Annotated in this window: 14 protein-coding genes; 9 read left to right on the top strand and 5 right to left on the bottom strand. The window is 71.6% G+C overall.

Annotated elements, in window-relative coordinates; translation table 11 throughout:
* Positions 1-199 precede the first annotated feature (199 nt).
* The gene (glgX, locus tag Q0D57_RS05320) at positions 200-2260 is read right to left on the bottom strand and encodes a glycogen debranching protein GlgX (RefSeq protein ID WP_291039426.1); all 2061 of its coding nucleotides are present in this window, start codon (positions 2258-2260) and stop codon (positions 200-202) included.
* A gap of 83 nt (positions 2261-2343) precedes the next feature.
* On the opposite strand from glgX, the gene Q0D57_RS05315 reads away from it, so the two are divergent.
* The gene (locus Q0D57_RS05315; RefSeq protein ID WP_291039423.1) at positions 2344-3555 is read left to right on the top strand and encodes a cysteine desulfurase family protein; all 1212 of its coding nucleotides are present in this window, start codon (positions 2344-2346) and stop codon (positions 3553-3555) included.
* A gap of 144 nt (positions 3556-3699) precedes the next feature.
* Positions 3700-4626: a DUF559 domain-containing protein gene (locus Q0D57_RS05310; RefSeq protein WP_291039420.1), complete on the top strand. Its 927-nt coding sequence runs from the start codon at positions 3700-3702 to the stop codon at positions 4624-4626.
* A 213-nt stretch (positions 4627-4839) separates the two neighbouring features.
* Here the strand turns inward: Q0D57_RS05310 and Q0D57_RS05305 are convergent, their stop codons facing one another.
* The gene (locus Q0D57_RS05305; protein WP_291039413.1) at positions 4840-5814 is read right to left on the bottom strand and encodes an endonuclease/exonuclease/phosphatase family protein; all 975 of its coding nucleotides are present in this window, start codon (positions 5812-5814) and stop codon (positions 4840-4842) included.
* Between the two features lie 130 nt (positions 5815-5944).
* On the opposite strand from Q0D57_RS05305, the gene mnmA reads away from it, so the two are divergent.
* From mnmA to gatB, 5 genes are read left to right on the top strand one after another with little or no spacing between them, the layout of a single operon-like run.
* Positions 5945-7066, top strand: coding sequence for a tRNA 2-thiouridine(34) synthase MnmA (gene mnmA, locus Q0D57_RS05300; RefSeq protein ID WP_291039410.1), 1122 nt, complete (start codon positions 5945-5947; stop codon positions 7064-7066).
* Complete coding sequence (gene ligA / locus Q0D57_RS05295) at positions 7066-9531, top strand: NAD-dependent DNA ligase LigA (protein WP_291039405.1); 2466 nt, start codon at positions 7066-7068, stop codon at positions 9529-9531. Before mnmA ends, ligA begins: the two co-directional genes overlap by 1 nt.
* Positions 9532-9569: 38 nt before the next feature.
* Positions 9570-9869: an Asp-tRNA(Asn)/Glu-tRNA(Gln) amidotransferase subunit GatC gene (gene gatC, locus Q0D57_RS05290; RefSeq protein ID WP_259524821.1), complete on the top strand. Its 300-nt coding sequence runs from the start codon at positions 9570-9572 to the stop codon at positions 9867-9869.
* The gene (gene gatA, locus Q0D57_RS05285) at positions 9869-11413 is read left to right on the top strand and encodes an Asp-tRNA(Asn)/Glu-tRNA(Gln) amidotransferase subunit GatA (RefSeq protein ID WP_291039400.1); all 1545 of its coding nucleotides are present in this window, start codon (positions 9869-9871) and stop codon (positions 11411-11413) included. Before gatC ends, gatA begins: the two co-directional genes overlap by 1 nt.
* Positions 11413-12930: an Asp-tRNA(Asn)/Glu-tRNA(Gln) amidotransferase subunit GatB gene (gene gatB, locus Q0D57_RS05280; protein ID WP_291039396.1), complete on the top strand. Its 1518-nt coding sequence runs from the start codon at positions 11413-11415 to the stop codon at positions 12928-12930. The genes gatA and gatB overlap by 1 nt, the downstream gene beginning before the upstream one ends.
* Before the next feature lie 85 nt (positions 12931-13015).
* On the opposite strand, the gene Q0D57_RS05275 is transcribed toward gatB, so the two are convergent.
* Positions 13016-13615 (bottom strand): TIGR03086 family metal-binding protein, encoded by a 600-nt coding sequence (locus tag Q0D57_RS05275; protein ID WP_291039393.1) that lies wholly within the window; start codon positions 13613-13615, stop codon positions 13016-13018.
* Between the two features lie 87 nt (positions 13616-13702).
* On the opposite strand from Q0D57_RS05275, the gene Q0D57_RS05270 reads away from it, so the two are divergent.
* Together Q0D57_RS05270 and Q0D57_RS05265 are read left to right on the top strand one after the other, a co-directional pair.
* Positions 13703-14239: a GNAT family N-acetyltransferase gene (locus Q0D57_RS05270; protein ID WP_291039389.1), complete on the top strand. Its 537-nt coding sequence runs from the start codon at positions 13703-13705 to the stop codon at positions 14237-14239.
* Positions 14240-14277: 38 nt separating this feature from the next.
* Complete coding sequence (locus Q0D57_RS05265; RefSeq protein WP_291039382.1) at positions 14278-15513, top strand: DNA polymerase IV; 1236 nt, start codon at positions 14278-14280, stop codon at positions 15511-15513.
* Here Q0D57_RS05265 and treZ read toward each other — a convergent pair.
* Positions 15510-17321, bottom strand: a complete 1812-nt coding sequence (treZ, locus tag Q0D57_RS05260) for a malto-oligosyltrehalose trehalohydrolase (protein WP_291039379.1) — start codon at positions 17319-17321, stop codon at positions 15510-15512. The two genes, Q0D57_RS05265 and treZ, sit on opposite strands and share 4 nt — an antisense overlap.
* Positions 17318-19729, bottom strand: a complete 2412-nt coding sequence (gene treY, locus Q0D57_RS05255) for a malto-oligosyltrehalose synthase (protein WP_291039376.1) — start codon at positions 19727-19729, stop codon at positions 17318-17320. The genes treZ and treY overlap by 4 nt, the downstream gene beginning before the upstream one ends.
* Between the last annotated feature and the right edge of the window lie 4 nt (positions 19730-19733).

Here is a 19733-nt window from a genome sequence, read left to right as displayed (position 1 = left end):
CCGCCGCCGCGCCCGCGGCCGCCGCGCCGCTCGCGACGCAGTCCGCCTGACGCGCGACGTCGTCCTCCTCGACCGCGACTTGACAGTAGTTGTGCGTAAGAGCGCCGACTTGGCACATCTTGTGTCAAGTCGACGCTCTAAGCCGCAACTACTGTCAAGTCGCGAGGGGCAGGGGAGCTCGGACGGGGCGGAGGGGCGCTCAGACCGCGCGGTAGAGCTGGAGGGAGGCCGCCGCGACCTCGACCTCCTGGCCCGGCGCGAAGCGGGGGAGCGGATCGTCGTGGTGGTGCGTGGCGGGGGAGTCGTCGCCCGAGTCCCAGAGCAGCTCGTAGGCCTCGACGTCGTCGTGCTCGGGGAGCGTGACCGTGATCGGCTCCTCGACCCCGTGGATGACGGTGAGGATGCGGTTGAACGGCTCCTGGTCGGGAGTCGACGCCGCGACGTACTGCAGCGTGCGGTTCTCGGCCGAGTTCCAATCGGCCACAGACATCGACTCGCCGCGGGCGTCGTACCAGTCCATCTGGCTGGCCCCCGGGGTGCGTTCGCCGAACACCCCGTACCGGATCGGCCGGAGCGCGGGATTCTCACGTCGCATCCGGAGCAGGTGCTGCGTGGTGCGCCAGAGGTCCTTCTGCCAGGTGCGGCGGTCCCAGCTGATCCAGGTCAGCTCGGAGTCGTGGCAGTAGGCGTTGTTGTTGCCCTGCTGGCTGCGGCCGAACTCGTCGCCCGCCGTGATCATCGGCACCCCCGCCGAGAGCAGCAGGGTGCCCATGAGGTTCCGCATGGCGCGCCGCCGCGACTGCTCGATCGAGCGGCTCGTCGTCGGCCCCTCGATGCCGTGGTTGTACGACATGTTGTTGTCGGTGCCGTCGCGGTTGGCCTCGCCGTTGCCCACGTTGTGCTTGACGTTGTAGGCGGTGAGGTCGGCGAGCGTGAAGCCGTCATGGGCGGTCACGAAGTTCACGCTCGCGAGCGGACCGCGCGCCTGCGCGAACGTGTTCGACGAGCCCGCGATGCGGGTGGCGAGCATGCCCACGCCGTCGCCCGGGTTGCCGTTCTCGCGGATCGACTTGATGTCGCGCAGCCAGAACTTGCGCATCCGGTCGCGGAAGCGGTCGTTCCACTCCGACCAGCCGTCGGGGAAGTTGCCGGTCTGCCAACCGCCCATCCCCACGTCCCACGGCTCCGCGATCATCTTCACCCCGGCGAGCTCGGGGTCGTCGACGATGCCGGTGATCAGCGGATGCTCCGGGTCGTAGTAGTGGTCGGCGTTCCGGCCGAGGGTCGCGGCCAGGTCGAAGCGGAAGCCGTCGATCTGCACGTCGTTCGCCCAGTACTTCAGCGAGTCGAGGATGAGCCGGGTGGCCGCAGGGGTGGAGGTGTCGATCGAGTTGCCGCATCCGGTGACGTCGATGTAGTCGCCGCGCGCCGTCTGGCGGTAGTAGGAGGCGTTGTCGATGCCGCGGAAGCTCGTGGTCGGGCCCATCCGCCCCTCTTCGGCGGTGTGGTTGTAGACCACGTCGAGGATGACCTCGAGCCCGGCCTCGTGCAGCAGCTTGACCATGCCCTTGAACTCGCGGAGCACCGCGCCCGGCCCCTCGGCCTGCGCCGCCCTCGAGGCGTAGAGGCTGTGCGGGGCGAAGAAGCCGAGCGTGTTGTAGCCCCAGTAGTTGGTGAGGCCCTGCTTCTGCAGGCGCTGCTCGCTCACGAAGGCGTGCACGGGGAGGAGCTCGACGGCCGTCACCCCGAGGCTCTTGAGGTAGCCGATGCTCGACTCGTGCGCGAGGCCCGCGTAGGTGCCGCGGAGGTTCTCGGGGATGCGGCTGTTGATCTTCGACAGGCCCTTCACATGGGCCTCGTAGATGACGGTCCGGTCGAGGGGGGTGCGCGGCTTCTCGACCCCGTTCCAGTTGAACTCCTCGTCGACCACGACGCTCCGCCACTGCTCCCGGCCGGAGCGCACGAGGCCCTTGGCGTAGGGGTCGAGGAGGGCGAGCGCCGGATCGAAGGCGTCCATCGGCCCATCGGGCCCGTCGACCCTCAGCGTGTAGCGGCGGCCGGGGGCGAGGGAACGGGTGCGGGCCGTCCAGACGTCGCCCGCGTCCTTGGTCATCGCGACCGTCTTGTAGATCCAGTTCGGATCCTTGTGGTCGTAGAGGCAGAGCTCCATGCTCGTGGCGTTCTGCGACCACACGCGCAGCTCGCCGCCGTGGGAGGTCTGACGCACGCCGAGGCGCGCGAGGGGGTCGGCCGGGGTCATGGGACTTAGAGTAGTTGCAGGGTTCAGCCGCCCTGAAATCCGCTCGATCACCGCCTCTCCGCCCGCCTGGATCGCGAATCACGATGCCCGTCTACCTCGACCACGCCGCCACCACGCCGCTCCTCCCGGCGGCGCGCTCGGCGTACATCGACGCCCTGTCGCTCGTCGGCAATCCGTCGTCGATCCACTCCCAGGGGCAGCAGGCGAAGCGGATGCTCGAGGAGGCTCGCGAGGCGATCGCGGAGTCGGTGGGGGCCGAGCCGGTCGAGGTGATCCTGACCTCCGGGGGGACGGAGTCGATCAACCTCGGGGCGAAGGGGCTGTGGTGGGCTCGGCAGGGTCCTGGGGTTCAGCGGCCCGTCGTGCTCATGCCGGGCGGGGAGCACCACGCCACGGTCGACGCGGTCGAGTGGCTCGCGCGGCACGAGGGAGCCCAGGTGGTGGAGCTGCCGGTGGACTCCGTGGGGCGGCTCGACCCCGCGGTGCTGCGCTCGGCGCTCGAGCTGCACGGCGCATCCGTCGCCCTCGTGACGCTGATCTGGGCCAACAACGAGGTGGGCACGGTGCAGCCGGTGGCCTCGCTCGTCGCGGTCGCCGCGGAGTTCGGGGTGCCCGTGCACGTCGACGCGGTGGCGGCCTACGGGTACCTGCCGATCGACTTCCATGCCGTGGGGGCGGCGGCGCTGAGCGTCTCAGCGCACAAGATCGGCGGGCCCGTGGGCGTCGGCGCGCTCGTGCTCGCGCGGCGGAGCACGGTGGAGCCGCTCATCCACGGCGGCAACCAGCAGCGCGTGCGCTCGGGCACGCAGGATGCGGCGGGGGCGGCGGCGTTCGCGGCGGCGGCGCGCGGGGTGACGCGGGAGTTCTCCGACGGCCCGTCTGCGTTCGTGGCCTCTCTCGCTGCGCTCCGCGACCGGCTGGTGGCCGGGGTGCGGTCGGCGGTGCCCGAGGCCGTGCTGCGGGGCGACGACCCCGCCGCGGACGGCGGGCGGGGGCGGCTGCCGGGCAACGCGCACTTCACGTTCCCGGGCTGCGAGGGCGACTCGCTGCTGTTCCTGCTCGACATGGCGGGCTTCTCGGTGTCGACCGGTTCGGCGTGCCAGGCGGGGGTGCCGGAGGTGTCGCACGTGCTGACGGCGATGGGCGTTCCGGATGACGAGGCGCGCGGCGCCCTGCGGTTCACCCTCGGTCACGGCACCACGGCGGAGGAGATCGACGCGCTCGTGGCGGCGCTGCCCGCGGCCTACTCGTCCGCCCGGCGTGCGGGGTTCGCGGCGCGCGAGGTGGGTCGGTAGCTGTGCCCCGCAGCTGAGCATCCGGGTAGCGCTAACCGCTCCACAACGTCGGTTTTCGAGCGTTCAGCGCTACCGGGGCGAACGGGCCTCCTCTTCCTGTGGAGAACTTCTGCGCGGAGCGCACGGGCAGGGCACCATGGGCGGATGCCTCGACGAGTCGCGCTTCCGGATCCGCTGATCGGGCGCGCCTTCACGGTGGCGGAGGCGCGCTCGGCCGGGCTGGGGGAGGGGAGGCTCCGCTCCGCCGATCTGGTTCGGCCGTATCACGGGGTGCGGGCACGCGCGCCCGATGTCTCGACGACGTCGGCGCTCGCTGCGGCCTACCAGCGACGGGCACCCGCATCCCACTTCTTCAGTCATCTGACGGCGGCCCGCCTCTGGCGGGTGCCCTTGCCGCGGGGCGACGCGGCGCATCCGCTCGACGTCGCGGTGCTCAAACCGGAGGGTCTGCCGCGGTCCGCTGCGGTGCGCGGGCATCGGTTGGTGCCCCAGGGTGTGGAGGTGACCGAGCGCTTCGGCCTCCGCGTGGCCGACGCGGCGAGCACCTGGTGCCAGCTCGGAGCTCTGCTCGGCCATGACGATCTCGTCGCCGCGGCGGATCACCTCGTGCTTCGGCCCGCGTTCCCCGAGGCCGGTGACGCGCGGCCCTACGTCGAGCTGACCGATCTTGCCGAACGGGCGAGCAGCTACCGGTCGCCGGGGGCAGCTCTGCTCCGCCGGGCCATCGGCGACGTGCGTCAAGGAGTCGAGTCCCGCCCGGAGACCCACCTCCGGCTGCTGATCGTGCGCGGAGGGCTGCCGGAACCTGAGCCGGGTGCCGCTGTGCTCGATTCGCGGGGAGCTTTTGTCGCCCGCGTCGACCTCCTCTACCGCGAGCTCCGCGTGATCGTGGAGTACGACGGTGAGCAGCATCGCACCGACGACCGCCAGTACGAGAAGGACCTCCGCCGCCTGGAGCACCTCCGGGAGCTCGGCTGGACGGTGGTCGTGGTGCGTGGCTCGGGCCTCTACCGCCACCCCGCCGAGACCGTCCGCCGCATCGCGGCGGCGCTCGGCTCCGCCGCCGGGTAGCGCTGACTGTGCACACCGCTCGGCGGGCTGCCACCACCCGCGCGCGTCAGACCGGGTAGCGCTCACTGCGCGGGCCGCCGTGCCGGGTAGCGCCAACTGCGCAGACCGTTCATCCGGGTAGCGCTAACTGCTCGAAACGGTGCGGTTTGGAGCGGTTGGCGCTACCCGGGCTCGCATGTGGCCGCGGTGGGGCCAGAGGGAGGCTCGGGCGCGCTAGAGGTTGAGGGTGGTGAGCACCGCGAGGTGGTCGGAGGCGCCGACGCGGAGGGTGGTGTGGGAGACGACCTCCATGCCGCGCTGCAGCACGTGGTCGAGGCGCGTGGCCGGGAAGGCGGCCGGCCAGGTGAAGCCGAGGCCGCCGCCGGACTGGTTGGCCTCGTCGAGGGAGTCGAACAGGCCCGCCATCGAGCGGTCGGTCGAGGCCGCGTTGAAGTCGCCCATCAGCAGCAGGCGCGAGTTCTCGTCGCGCGGCGGGTAGTCGGCGAGGTTCGCGAGCATCTCGTCGCGGGCGGCGTGGTCGCCGGGCCTGGCCGAGGCGGCGTGCACCACGCAGATGCTCACGAGCCCGGACGGCGTCGCGAGGTCGGCCGCGATGCCGCGCTGCCAGCCGAGACCGAGATCGAGCGCCTGGGCGTTCTCGATCGGGTAGGCGCTCCACACCCCGACCGTGCCGATCCCGTAGGTGTAGGGGTAGGCCTCGCCGAGGACTCCGGCGACCTCCTCGCGCCCCGCGTCGTCCATCTCCTGCAGCGCGATGACCTGCGCGCCGGTGTCGGCGAGAGCCCGCGCCGACTCCCCGGCGGTGCCCGAGCCCGCCTCCACGTTCTGGCTCGCCACGGTGAGGGTCGACCCGGATGCCGGCGGTGCCGTCCACGCGAGCGGCACGATCGCGGGCACGAACATCACGGCCCAGACGACGACGGGCACGACGGTGGCGAGGATCGCGCCCCGGCTGCGGCTGACGAACGCCGCGACGACGAGCACCGGGACGATGAGCCCGAGCCACGGCAGCGCGGACTCGACGAGCAGCCCGAAGCCCGCGATGTCCGGCACCAGGAAGTGGAACCCGAGCATGGCTGCGACGACGAGCGACAGCACGCAGACCACGAGGGCGAGCCCGGTGCGGGGCCGCCTCCGCCGGGTGGTGGTGCGCGCGGGTCGGCCGGGCGCCTGGAGCAGTGCAGACATCCCGAACATTCTGCACGCATCGACTGGACGTTGCCCTCATCCCGGGCGCGGACTCCCGGCGCCGAGGAGAGTCCCTTGCCCGCGGGATCGGGCAGGAGCCGGTGTCGGAGGCCCGCCGTATGCTGGAAGCATGAGAGTTCTCGCAGCCATGAGCGGTGGTGTCGACTCCGCGGTCGCCGCGGCCCGCGCGGTCGAAGCGGGGCACGAGGTGGTGGGCGTGCACCTCGCCCTCAGCCGCATGCCGGGAACCCTCCGCACCGGCAGCCGCGGCTGCTGCACGATCGAGGACTCGATGGATGCGCAGCGTGCCGCCAACAAGATCGGCATCCCCTACTACGTGTGGGACTTCTCGGAGCGCTTCAAGGCCGACGTCGTCGACGACTTCATCGCCGAGTACTCCGCGGGCCGCACCCCCAACCCCTGCATGCGCTGCAACGAGCGCATCAAGTTCGCAGCCCTGCTCGAGAAGGCCCTCGACCTCGGCTTCGACGCCGTCTGCACCGGCCACTACGCCACCATCGAGACGGATGCGCAGGGCAACCGCGAGCTGCACCGCGCGGCCGCGTGGGCGAAGGACCAGTCCTACGTGCTGGGGGTGCTGACGGCCGAGCAGATCGCGCACAGCCTCTTCCCGCTCGGAGCGACGCCCTCGAAGGCCGAGGTGCGGGCCGAGGCCGCCGCGCGGGGCTTCTCGGTGGCGGGCAAGCCCGACAGTCACGACATCTGCTTCATCCCCGATGGCGACACGAGCGGCTGGCTCGCCGAGCGCGTCGGCACCGCCACGGGCGAGATCCTCGACCGCGAGGGCGCCGTGGTGGGTTCGCACGAGGGCGCGCACGCCTTCACCGTGGGTCAGCGCCGGGGCCTCAAGCTCGGCATGCCCGCGCCCGACGGGAAGCCCCGGTTCGTGCTCGAGGTGCGGCCGAAGGAGAACACGGTCGTCGTCGGCCCGAAGGAGGCGCTCGACATCGCCGAGATCGCGGGCTCCCGCTTCACCTGGGCGGGCCTCGCTCCCGAGCATCCGGATCTCGACTTCGACTGCCAGGTGCAGATCCGTGCGCACGCCGATCCGGTCGACGCCGTGGCGCGGGTGCGGGCCGACGCCGAGGGGGCTCCCGAGCTCGTCATCACGCCGACGACACCGCTCAACGGAGTGGCGCCCGGCCAGACCGCGGTCGTCTACGTCGGCACCCGCGTGCTCGGCCAGTGCACGATCGACCGCACCGTGAGCGCCGTGCCGGTGGCCGTCTGATGGCCGCCGCGAAAGCGAAGGCCGCCGCCGTCGAGGATGCCGGCACCGAGCCTGACACCGAGCCCGAGGCCCTTCCCGACGAGACGCCCGCGGCCCTCGACGCCGCGCGGGCCGAGGCCGAGCAGCTCACCACGCGCATCCTCGAGCTCAGGGACGAGTACTACGAGAAGAACGCCTCCACGGTCTCCGACAAGGAGTACGACCAGATGGTGCGCCGCCTCGACGAGCTCGAGCGTGCCCACCCCGAGCTCCAGAAGCAGGACAGCCCGACCCAGACCGTCGGCGGTCGCGCGGTCACCACGATGTTCACGCCCGTCACCCACGCCGAGCGCATGCTGAGCCTCGACAACGTGTTCAGCGAGGAGGAGCTCGAGGAGTGGGCGGCCAAGGTGCAGCGCGATGCGGGCACCGGTGTCGTGCGCTTCCTCAGCGAGCTCAAGATCGACGGCCTCGCCATCAACCTCCGCTACGAGAACGGCGTGCTCGTCACCGCCGCCACCCGCGGCGACGGCGTGGTGGGGGAGGACGTGACGGAGAACGTGCTGCAGATCGACTCGATCCCGGAGCGCCTGGCCGGCACGGGGCATCCGCCGCTCGTGGAGGTGCGGGGCGAGATCTTCTTCCCCGTCGCCGCGTTCGACGAGCTCAACGCCGCCCAGGAGGCTGCGGGCGAGCGCCTCTTCGCGAACCCCCGGAACGCGGCCGCCGGATCGCTCCGGCAGAAGACCGAGGGCAAGAACGCCAAGCAGCTCGCCCTCGTGGAGGCGCGGCTGCACCGCCTGCAGATGCTCGTGCACGGAATCGGCGCCTGGCCGAACCCGCCGGTGGCCGCCCAGTCCGAGGTCTACGGGCTGCTGGCCGAGTGGGGACTGCCCACCTCGACCCACTACAAGGTGTTCGACACGGTGGCCGAGGTGGCCGAGTTCATCCGCTACTACGGCGTGCACCGCGCGAGCGTGGAGCACCAGATCGACGGCATCGTGGTGAAGGTCGACGACCTCGCGCTGCACGAGGAGCTCGGCGCCACGAGTCGTGCGCCCCGCTGGGCGACGGCCTACAAGTACCCGCCGGAAGAGGTCAACACGAAGCTCCTCGACATCGTCGTGAGCGTCGGGCGCACGGGCCGTGCCACGCCCTTCGCCGTGATGGAGAAGGTCGAGGTCGCGGGCTCCGAGGTGCGCCAGGCGACCCTGCACAACCAGGATGTCGTGAAGGCCAAGGGCGTGCTGATCGGCGACACGGTCGTGCTCCGCAAGGCGGGCGACGTCATCCCCGAGGTGCTCGGCCCGGTGGTCGAGCTCCGCGACGGCAGCGAGCGCGAGTTCGTGATGCCCGAGGACTGCCCGGAGTGCGGCACGAAGCTCGCTCCCGCCAAGGAGGGCGACGTCGACCTCCGCTGCCCCAACGCCCGCAGCTGCCCCGCCCAGGTGCGTGGGCGGGTCGAGCACGTGGGCTCCCGTGGGGGTCTCGACATCGAGGTGCTGGGCGAGGTCAGCGCCGCCGCGCTCACCCAGCCGCTCGAGCCGGAGGAGCCGCCGCTCGACACCGAGGCCGGCCTGTTCTCTCTGACCATGGCCGACCTCTTCCCCATCCGGGTGATCGTGCGCGACTCCGAGACGGGCATGCCCAAGCTCGACCGAGACGGCGAGTCGCCGAAGGTCGTGGCGCCGTTCCGTCGCAAGCGGCAGAAGAACGACCCGCCGTTCGATCCGGATGCCTCGGGTGCCGACTTCGACGGCGACGCCGACTTCATCGCCAACTCCAACGCGCGGAAGCTCCTCGACGAGATCGAGAAGGCCAAGACCAAGCCGCTCTGGCGCATGCTCGTCTCCCTGAGCATCCGGCACGTCGGCCCCGTGGCCGCCCGGGCGCTCGCCGACTACTTCGGCTCGCTCGACGCCATCCGCGCGGCCACGCGCGACGAGCTCGCCGCGGTCGACGGTGTCGGCGGCATCATCGCCGACGCGCTCATCGCGTGGTTCGAGGTCGACTGGCACGTCGAGATCCTCGACCGCTGGGCAGCCGCGGGCGTGCAGTTCAGCACGCCGGGGCACCCCGGCCCTGGCGCCAACGTGGGCGCGGGCGGTGTGCTCGAGGGCATCACCGTCGTGGCCACCGGCTCGCTCGAAGGCTTCTCGCGTGAGGGCGCCCTCGAGGCGATCATCCAGGCGGGTGGCAAGGCGGCGTCGAGCGTGAGCAAGAAGACCGACTTCGTGGCGGCCGGCCCCGGTGCGGGCTCGAAGCTCGGCAAGGCCGAGGCGCTCGGCCTCCGCATCATCGACGCGGCGCAGTTCGCGCTCCTGGTCACCCAGGGCCCGGATGCGCTCCCGCCCGTCGAGACGGCCGAGCCCGCGGCGGACCCTCAGGATGCGGAGGACGCTCAGGATGCGGCGGACGCTCAGGATGCGCCGGATGCGACCGCCGAGACCGTCGCGGCCGAAACGCCGACGGACGCCACCGAATAGAATCGACGCACACCCCGCGAAGAGAACACCGGAGCACCATGTCCGAAATCACCCAGGAGCAGGTCGCGCATCTCGCGAACCTCGCCCGGATAGCCCTCACGCCCGATGAGATCGAGAGCCTCACGAAAGAGCTCGGCTCGATCGTCGACAACGTCGCGAAGGTGTCCGAGGTGGCCACCGCCGACGTGCCGGCCACAAGCCACCCGATCCCGCTGCAGAACGTCTACCGCGACGACGTGCCCGGGAACACGCTCACCACGGAGCAGGCGCTCGCCGGTGCTCCCGACCACGACGGATCGCGCTTCCGCGTGACCGCGATCCTGGGGGAGGAGCAGTGATGGCCCACCACGAGCACGAGATCGTGCGTCTCTCGGCCTCGGCGCTCGCCGAGCAGCTCGCCGCCGGCGAGGTCACGAGCGTGGAGGCCACCCAGGCCCACCTCGACCGCATCGAGGCCGTCGACGGCGCCGTGCACGCGTTCCTCCACACGAACGCCGAGCTGAGCCTGCGCACAGCCGCCGAGATCGACGCGCGCCGCGCCGCCGGTGAGACCGTGCATCCGCTCGCCGGTGTGCCGATCGCGGTGAAGGACGTCATCGTCACGAACGACATGCCCACCACGAGCGGGTCGAAGATCCTCGAGGGCTGGCTGCCGCCCTACGACGCCACCGTCATGAAGAAGCTCCGCGCCGCCGGCCTCGTGCCGATCGGCAAGACGAACATGGACGAGTTCGCCATGGGCTCCTCCACGGAGCACTCCGCCTACGGGCCCACGCACAACCCGTGGGACCTCGAGCGCATCCCGGGCGGCTCCGGAGGCGGTTCCGCGGCCGCCGTCGCCGCGTTCGAGGCCCCCCTCGCGCTCGGCAGCGACACGGGCGGCTCCATCCGTCAGCCCGCGCACGTGACCGGCACCGTGGGCGTCAAGCCCACCTACGGCGGCGTGAGCCGCTACGGCGCCATCGCACTCGCCTCGAGCCTCGACCAGATCGGCCCCGTGAGCCGCACGGTGCTCGACTCGGCGCTCCTGCACGACATCATCGGCGGTCACGACCCGCTCGACTCCACCTCGCTCACCGACGAGTGGCCGAGCTTCGCCGACGCGGTGCGCCGGGCCGACGTGAAGGGCTTGAAGATCGGCGTCATCCGCGAGCTCGACGGCGAGGGCTTCCAGCCCGGCGTGCTCGAGCGCTTCCGCGAGGCACTCGACCTGCTCGCATCGAACGGCGCCGAGATCACCGAGGTCAGCCTGCCGAGCCTCGAGCACGCCATCTCGGCGTACTACCTGATCATGCCGGCGGAGGCCTCCTCCAACCTGGCCAAGTTCGACTCGGTGCGCTTCGGCCTCCGCGTGAACCCGCCGGGCGGCGGCACGGTCGAAGACGTCATGTCGGCCACCCGCGAGGCCGGCTTCGGCCCCGAGGCCAAGCGCCGCATCATCCTAGGCACCTATGCGCTGAGCGCGGGCTACTACGACGCCTACTACGGCAGCGCGCAGAAGGTGCGCACCCTCGTGCAGCGCGACTTCGCGGCCGCCTTCGCCGGCGTCGACGTGCTCGTCTCGCCCACGGCGCCCACGACCGCGTTCAAGCTCGGCGCGAACGACGGCGATCCCATGGCGATGTACCTCAACGACATCGCCACCATCCCGGCCAATCTTGCGGGCATCCCCGGCATCTCGCTGCCCGTGGGCCTGGCGAAGGAGGACGGCCTGCCCGTCGGCATCCAGTTCCTCGCCCCGGCCCGGGAGGATGCCCGCCTCTACACGGTCGGCGGTGCTCTCGAGCGCCTGCTCGAAGACCGCTGGGGCCACACACTGATCAGTCAGGCACCCGATCTCGCCCCGGGCGAGATGGCCGCCGCAGAAGAAGGAGCCGTCTGATGGCCAAGGCCAAGCTGATGGACTACGACAAGGCCCTCGAGCTGTTCGAGCCCGTGCTCGGCTTCGAGGTGCACGTCGAGCTCTCGACGAAGACCAAGATGTTCTCCTCCGCCCCGAACTACTTCGGCGGCGAGCCCAACACGAACATCACGCCCACCTGCCTCGGCCTCCCCGGCTCGCTGCCGGTGGTGAACGGCCAGGCCGTGCGCTACTCGATCAGCCTCGGGCTCGCGCTCGGCTGCCAGATCGCGCCCTCGAGCCGGTTCGCGCGCAAGAACTACTTCTACCCGGACCTCGCGAAGAACTACCAGATCTCGCAGTTCGACGAGCCCATCGCCTTCGGCGGCTCGGTCGACGTGGAGCTGCCCGACGGCCGCACCTTCACGGTGCCGATCGAGCGCGCGCACATGGAGGAGGACGCGGGCAAGCTCACGCACGTGGGCGGCTCGACCGGTCGCATCCAGGGTGCCGAGTACTCGCTCGTCGACTACAACCGGGCCGGCGTTCCGCTCGTCGAGATCGTCACCGACATCATCTACGGAGCCGAGAAGGATGCGCCGGAGCTGGCGAAGGCGTACGTCGCCACCATCCGCGACATCGTCGTGGCGCTAGGCATCTCGGACGCGAAGATGGAGCGCGGCAACCTCCGCTGCGACGCCAACATCTCGCTGCGCCCGCGGACCGCTCCCGGCGAGCCGCCCGCGAAGCTCGGCACCCGCACCGAGACGAAGAACGTGAACTCGCTGCGCTCGGTGGAGCGCGCGATCCGTTACGAAATCCAGCGCCAGGCGCAGATCCTCGCCGACGGCGGCACGATCACGCAGGAGACCAGGCACTGGCACGAGGACACCGGGACGACCTCCGCGGGCCGGCCGAAGTCGGACGCCGACGACTACCGCTACTTCCCCGAGCCCGACCTGCTGCCCGTGGTCCCCTCGCCCGAACTGATCGAGGAGCTCCGCGCCGCACTGCCCGAGCCGCCGGCCGCGCGCCGTCGCCGCCTCAAGCAGGAGTGGGGCTTCACCGACCTCGAGTTCCAGGACGTGCAGAACGCCGGCCTCCTCGTCGAGGTCTCCGAGACCGTCGCCGCCGGCGCCTCCCCGCAGGCGGCGCGCAAGTGGTGGTCGGGCGAGATCTCGCGCATCGCGAACTCCCGTTCGGCCGAGGCGTCGTCGCTCGTGTCGCCGGCGGATGTCGCGGCGCTCGTGGGGCTCATCGACAGCGGTGCGCTCAACGACCGCCTGGCCCGTCAGGTGCTCGAGGGCGTCATCGACGGAGAGGGCACGCCGCAGGAGGTCGTCGACGCCCGCGGGCTCGCGGTCGTCTCCGACGACGGTCCGCTCATCGCGGCCATCGACGAGGCGCTCGCCGCTCAGCCCGACGTGCTCGCCAAGATCAAGGACGGCAAGGTGCAGGCCGCGGGAGCCGTCATCGGCGCCGTCATGAAGGCCATGAAGGGCCAGGCCGACGCCGCGCGTGTGCGCGAGCTCGTGCTGGAGCGCGCCGCCGCCGAATAGCGGCCTGCTGCGGACAACGACAAACGTCGCGGCAACCGAGCCCCAGAAAGGGCCGGTTGCCGCGACGTTCGTCGTTGTCCGCGCCTCAGACGGGCCGGGCGTCGCGACCGGTGAGGGCGAGCAGGCGCGTCTGCAGCGGTGCGTCCTCCTGCACGGGGACGGGCGAGGCGAAGAGCCCGCTCGCCTCCAGCGCGTCCTTCTGCGGCTCGAACACCGTCCACACCGCCTCCACGAGCTCGAGGTCGATCTGCTCGTCGGCGCCCACCGCGCGAGCGAGGTCCCAGGTGTGGATCGTGACGTCGGAGACCTGCTCCTTGAGGTAGTCGATCACCGTCACCGAGTCCGAGGCGAGCTGCACGCGGGCCTCGGGCGACGCGTCGCGCCAGGCGGTCGTGGCGGCGAGCGAGTAGCGGCGCCATTCGGCCAGGAGGTCGTCCTCGAGCGAGCGCAGGCGGCTGCGGGCGTGGCCCGTGCTGAGGCCGTCGAGCAGCCACGGAACCCACTGCTGCTCCTCGATGACGTGGCTCACGAGGTCGCGCACGTTCCACTCGGTGTCGGGGGTCGCGGCGTCCCAGTCGGTCACGGCCGCCACGCGGGCGGCGAACTCGCGGTGGGCCCGCTGCTGCAGCCGGAGCCAGGTGCGTGCCTCCTGGTCGAGGCCGGTCGAGATGGTGCTGTCGCTCATCGGGTGCTCCTCATGATCACTATTGTCCAATGGCGCAGGGCGCGTTCGCATTCCGCACCCGCGCATCCGCTTCGGTAGTGTCGCGGGGTGAAGACTCTCGTGCGCCCCGTGACCGAAGCCGACCTCGACCGCCTCGTCGAGCTCAACCGGGCGTCGGTGCCCGCGGTGAACGACATCGACGTCGACGAGATGCGCTGGCTCGTGGAGCACGCGGAACTCGCCGTCGCCGTGATCGATGCGAGCAAGGCCGACACAGCGCATCCGGACACAGCGCATCCGGGTGCCGTGCTCGGCTTTGTGCTGGCCCTGCGCCCCGGCCTCGACTACGCGAGCGAGAACTACCGGTGGTTCAGCGAGCGCGGGGCCGACTTCCTCTACGTCGACCGCATCGTGGTGGCCGACGGGCACCGGAGCGCCGGCCTCGGCGCGGCCCTCTACGGCGCGGTCTTCGAGCGCGCTCGGGCGGTGGGCGCCGTGGAGGTGGAGTGCGAGGTCAACGTCGAACCGCCGAACCCCGGCTCGATGGCGTTCCACGCGCGTCTCGGCTTCACCGAGGTCGGCAGGCAGTCGACGAAGGGCGGCGCGGCCGTCGTCGCCCTCCTGGTCTGCCCGCTCGCCGGCTGAGCGACCCAGGGGTCGGTGGTCGGACGTAGGCTCGGAGGGTGCAGAACGTCGAGGAGCCGAGCCCCGGGATCCTGCACGTCGACATGGACGCGTTCTTCGCCTCCGTCGAGCTCCTCGACCGTCCAGACCTCCGTGGCAAGCCCGTGATCGTGGGCGGCAGCTCCGCTCGCGGCGTCGTCACGAGCGCCACCTACGAGGCCCGTGCCTACGGTGTGCACTCCGCCATGCCGATGGGTGCGGCCCTCCGCCTCTGTCCCAAGGCCATCGTGCTCCCGTCGCACATGGAGAAGTACCGGGCGGCGTCGCAGCAGGTCATGGCGCTCTTCCGCGAGGTCACGCCGCTGGTCGAACCGCTCAGCATCGACGAGGCCTTCCTCGACGTGCGCGGGGCCCGGCGGCTGCTCGGCGAGTCGGACGTGATCGCCCAGCGTCTCCGCGCACGCGTGCTCGCCGAGACGGGGCTGCCCTGCTCGGTGGGGGTCGCGGGCACGAAGTTCATGGCCAAGCTCGCCTCGGGGCGGGCCAAGCCCGACGGCATGCTCGTCATCCGGCCGTCCGAGGTGCTCGCCTACCTGCATCCGCTGCCCGTGCGCGCCCTCTGGGGGGTGGGCGCCAAGACCGCCGAGCAGCTCGAGCGCTACGGCCTCCGCACCGTGGGCGACATCGCCACCACGCCGCTCGAGAGCCTCGTGCGCACGGTGGGGGAGGCGGCGGGCACGCGCCTGCACGAGCTGGCGAACGGCATCGACACCCGAGAGATCGTGACCGAGTCGCAGGAGAAGAGCGTGGGCCACGAGCGCACCTTCGACACGGATGAGCGCTCGCCCGAGACGCTGCGGCGGGAGCTGCTGCACCAGTCCAGCCGGGTCGCGTCGCGCCTCCGGGCAGCCGGGCTCGTGGGGCGCACGGTCGCGCTCAAGCTGCGGTTCAGCGACTTCACCACCATCTCGCGCTCCCGCACGCTCGCGGAGCCCACCGACCTCGGCCGACGCATCTACGACGAGGCGACCGCCATCTTCGAGGCCGCCGCGAAGGCGGGCGAGCCGATCCGCCTCATCGGTGTGCGGGTCGAGCAGCTCTCGGAGGCCGACGGCGTGCTCCACCAGCCCGCTCTCTGGGCCGACGAGACGGCGCCCGCCGAGGGCTGGCGAGACGCCGAGCGCACCGTCGACCGGGTCTCGGCGAAGTTCGGCACCGACATCCTGCGCCCGGCCGCTCTGCTCCGCGCGCCCAAGTCGGGCGAGACCGCGGAGCAGAACGGCACGCGGCACTAGGGGAGTCGGGCCACCAGCACCGAGACGGGCGCGGACTCGACGGGCGCCGTCTCGACAGATGCATCGCTGCCCGCAGCCCCTCCCTCGAGCACGGCGCGCGAGTCGAACAGCAGCTCGCCGAAGCGCGGCGCGATGCGCTCGAGCGGGAGCGTCTCGTCCGAGAGATTCACCACCATCACGATGGAGGGCCGCTCGATCGTGATCCAGCGCTCCTCCTCGCTGAAGGAGACGCGCACGTCCGACAGGCGCAGGGCGTCGCCCGGCGGCAGGTCGGCGCGGATCGCGGCGAGGGCGCGGTACACCTCGAGCACGGCCGCGTGCGGCGGCTCGCCCACCTCGCTCCAGTCGAGCTTGGAGTTCGTGAAGGTCGACGGATCCTGCGGGTCGGGCACCACAGCCGGATCCCAGCCCATCTTCGCGAACTCGGCGATCCGGCCCTCAGCCGTGGCCGTGCCGAGCTCCGGCTCGGGGTGGGAGGTGAAGAACTGCCAGGGCGTCGATGCGGCCCACTCCTCGCCCATGAAGAGCATGGGGGTGAACGGCCCGAGGAGCGTGAGGGCGGCCGCGATCGCGAGCTTCTCGGGCGGCAGCGTGGCGGTGAGCCGGTCGCCCACCGCGCGGTTGCCGATCTGGTCGTGGTTCTGGGACGCCACGACGAGCCGCCACGGCGCCGTCGTCGACCGGTCGAGCTCCACGCCGTGCTCGCGCTCGCGGAAGCTCGACCAGGTGCCGTCGTGGAAGAAGCCGCGGGTGAGCACCTTCGCGAGCGCGCCGACGGAGTCGAAGTCGGCGTAGTAGCCGGTCGTCTCGCCCGTGAGGTTGACGTGCACGGCGTGGTGGAAGTCGTCGCTCCACTGACCGTCGAGCCCGTAGCCGGAGCCCGATCCCTCCGCGGATGCCGCGTCGCTCGGCCGGGGCAGGAACATCACCGGGTCGTTGAGGTCGGACTCCGCCACGACGAGGCGCGGGATGCCGGTCTCGGCCTCGAGGCGGTCGACGGCCTCGCCGAGCTCGGCGAGCAGGTGCACGGGGCCGTTGTCGACGAGCGCGTGCACGGCGTCGAGCCGCAGGCCGTCGACGTGGTAGTCGCGGAGCCACATGAGCGCGTTGTCGAGGATGAACCGGCGCACCTCGGCCGACTGCTCGTGGTCGAGGTTGACGGTCGTGCCCCACGTGTTGCTCGAGCGGTCGTCGAGGTAGGGGCCGAACAGCGGCAGGTAGTTGCCGCTCGGGCCGAGGTGGTTGTAGACCACGTCCTGGATCACGGCGAGGCCTGCCGCGTGGCACGCCTCCACGAGGCGCCGGTAGCCGTCCGGCCCGCCGTAGCCCTCGTGCACGGTGAACCACGCGACGCCGTCGTAGCCCCAGTTGTGGGTGCCGTTGAAGCCGTTCACCGGCAGCAGCTCGACGTGGGTGACGCCGATCGAGCGCAGGTGGTCGAGCCGCGTGGCGACCGCGTCGAACGTGCCCTCGGGGGTGAAGGTGCCCACGTGCAGCTCGTAGATGACGGCGGTGTCGACGGGCTTGCCGGCCCAGCCGTCATCGCTCCAGCGGTGCTCGGCCGGGTCGTCGGTGCGGGAGAGGCCGTGCACCCCCTCGGGCTGCCGGCGGGAGCGCGGGTCGGGGTAGGGGCCCTCGCCGTCGAGGAGGTAGCCGTAGTCGATCCCGGCATGCCACGGCACGTCGGTGACGGGTCGCCACCACCCGTCGGCCTCCTGGATCATCGGGTGCACGGTGCGGGTGCCGTCGTCGACCACGACGAGCTCGACGCTCGAGGGGCGCGGGGCCCAGACGGAGAATGCGGTCATCGGTCTTCCACTCTCTGCAGCAGGGCCACGGGGTAGGTCTTCAGGGCATCGGCGATCCGCAGCGTGCCCTCCGGGTGGAGGCGGCCCGTGAGGGCGTCGACGTAGCCGTTGCGGGCGGCGTGCAGCTCGATCGTGGTGTCGTCCCAGCCGCCGCGCCGGGCGAGGCCGAGCGGCAGGCGGGTGGCGAGGGTGACGGCGCCGCCGCGATCGAAGGCCACGAGGTGCTTCGCTGCGGTGCCGCGGGCCTCGAGCGGCGTGTAGCCGTCGAAGAGGTCCGGCCGGTCGCGGCGGAGGCGCAGTGCGCTCGCGACCACGAGGAGCTTCAGGGCCCCGAGGTCGTCGGCGAGGGCGGGCTCGTACGAGGGCGATTCGCCGGAGTCGAGTGCGGTGAGGAGTTCGCTCCGCAGCCCGTAGTCGACCGGGCGCCGGTTGTCCGGATCCACGAGGGAGTGGTCCCAGAGTTCGGTGCCCTGGTAGACGTCGGGCACGCCCGTCGTGGTCAGCTGCACGAGCTTGGCCGAGAGGGAGTTGCTCCGTCCTGCCGCGATCACGGCGTCGAGCTGGCGCGCGACGAGGGCCGCCACCGCCTGGTCGTCGTAGGCGGCGTCGACGGCGGCGTGCATCCGCTCTTCGAAGGCCTCGTTCACGTCGAGCCAGGCTGTGGAGTCGCCGGCCTCACGCGAGGCCTTCTCGGCGTAGGCGTGTGCACGCTCGCGGGTGAGCGGCCAGGCGCCCACGAGGGCCTGCCAGAGCAGGTTGTCGAACGGGCCGTCGCCGGTGGAGACGAGATCACGCAGCGCGTGCAGAGTCGCCGCCCACGCCGCCGGATCCTCCGCGAGCGCCGTGATGCGCGCCCTGGTGTCCTCCGAGCGCTTCGTGTCGTGCGTCGAGAGCGTCGTCATGGTGCCGGGGAGCACCTCGAGCCGGTGCTGCTGCACGCGGTGGAAGGCGTCGACGTCGAGGCTGAAGACATCCGGATCGGCGCCCACCTCGGTGAGGCTCGTGAGCCGCGTGAAGCGGTAGAACGCCGTGTCCTCGACGCCCTTGGCCATCACCATGCCCGAGGTCTGCTGGAAGCGCGCGCTCGGGGCGGTGCCGGTGCGGCCGAGCACCCCGGCGACCTCGGTCAGCACCGGGGCGATGTCCGGGCGGTGGCGCAGGGCGGTCTCGAGTGCGTGGTCGAGGTGCTCGCGGCCGGCGGGCAGGTAGGAGCGGTAGACGGGGAAGCAGGTGAGGAGCTCGGCGACGGCGTCGGTGACGACCGCGGACTCCGTGAGCGTGGGCAGCCCGCCCGCGCGCTCGATGTCGCGGGTCAGGCGGCGCGCCTCGGCCTGCAGGATGCCGTCGGCGATGCCGCGCTTGGTGGTGTGGATGAGCTCGGCGTAGGCCTCGGCCGCGGTCGGAGCAGTGCCGGTGCCGGTGCCGGACTCGGCCTCTGCCGTGTCGCCGCGCAGCTCGCGGTCGAGGGCGTCGAGCCCCGGCTCCCCGTCCGGGTCGACGAACACGCGGTCGATGCCCGCGAGCGCGTCGTACCCCGTGGTGCCGGCCGAGGGCCAGTCGGGCTCGAGCGGCTCGTCGCCCTCGAGGATCTTCTCGATCAGGATGTAGGCGCCTCCCGTGAGCTCGGAGAGTCGCTCGATGTAGCCGCCCGGATCGGCGAGGCCGTCCGGGTGGTCGACCCGCAGGCCGTCGACGAGTCCCTCGCGGAACCAGCGGGCGATCTCGGCGTGCGACTCGTCGAACACCCACGGCTCCTCCACCCGCACGGCCGCGAGCGTCGAGACCGCGAAGAAGCGGCGGTAGTTGAGGTCGGTGCCCTCGCGACGCCAGTTCACGAGCTCGTAGTGCTGACGGGAGTGCACCGTCTGGGCGTCGGCGCCGTCGTCGGCGGTGCCGGGCGCGATCGGGTAGTGGTTGTCGTAATAGGCCAGCACGCGCTCGCCGCGGGCGCGCCCGTCCGTGAGGGTCTCGAGCGTCAGGGCCTCGAGCGAGTCGTCACCGAGCACCGGCAGCAGCAGCCTGCCGCCGCCGGCCTCCCAGTCCACGTCGAACGCCTCGGCGAAGCGGGAGCCGCGCCCGTTCTTCAGCAGGTCCCACCACCACGGGTTCTGCGCCGGGGTCGCGACCCCCACGTGGTTCGGCACGATGTCGACCAGCACGCCCATCCCGGCGTCGTGGGCGGCCTCGGAGAGCGCGCGGAGCGCATCCGGACCACCCCGCGACTCGTCGACGCGCGAGTGATCGGTCACGTCGTAGCCGTGCTGCGACCCCTCCTCCGCCTGCAGGATGGGCGACAGGTAGACCCAGTCGGCGCCGAGGCGCTTCAGGTAGGGCACCAGTCGTGCCGCATCCCACAGGGTGAACTCGGATGTCAGCTGGAGTCGATAGGTCGAGCGGGGGATACGCATCCGA

Origin of the sequence: Herbiconiux sp. (genome assembly GCF_023264895.1) — a bacterium.
In the GTDB taxonomy this organism is placed as follows: Bacteria; Actinomycetota; Actinomycetes; order Actinomycetales; family Microbacteriaceae; genus Herbiconiux.
This window is presented reverse-complemented; position numbering and strand designations above follow the sequence as displayed.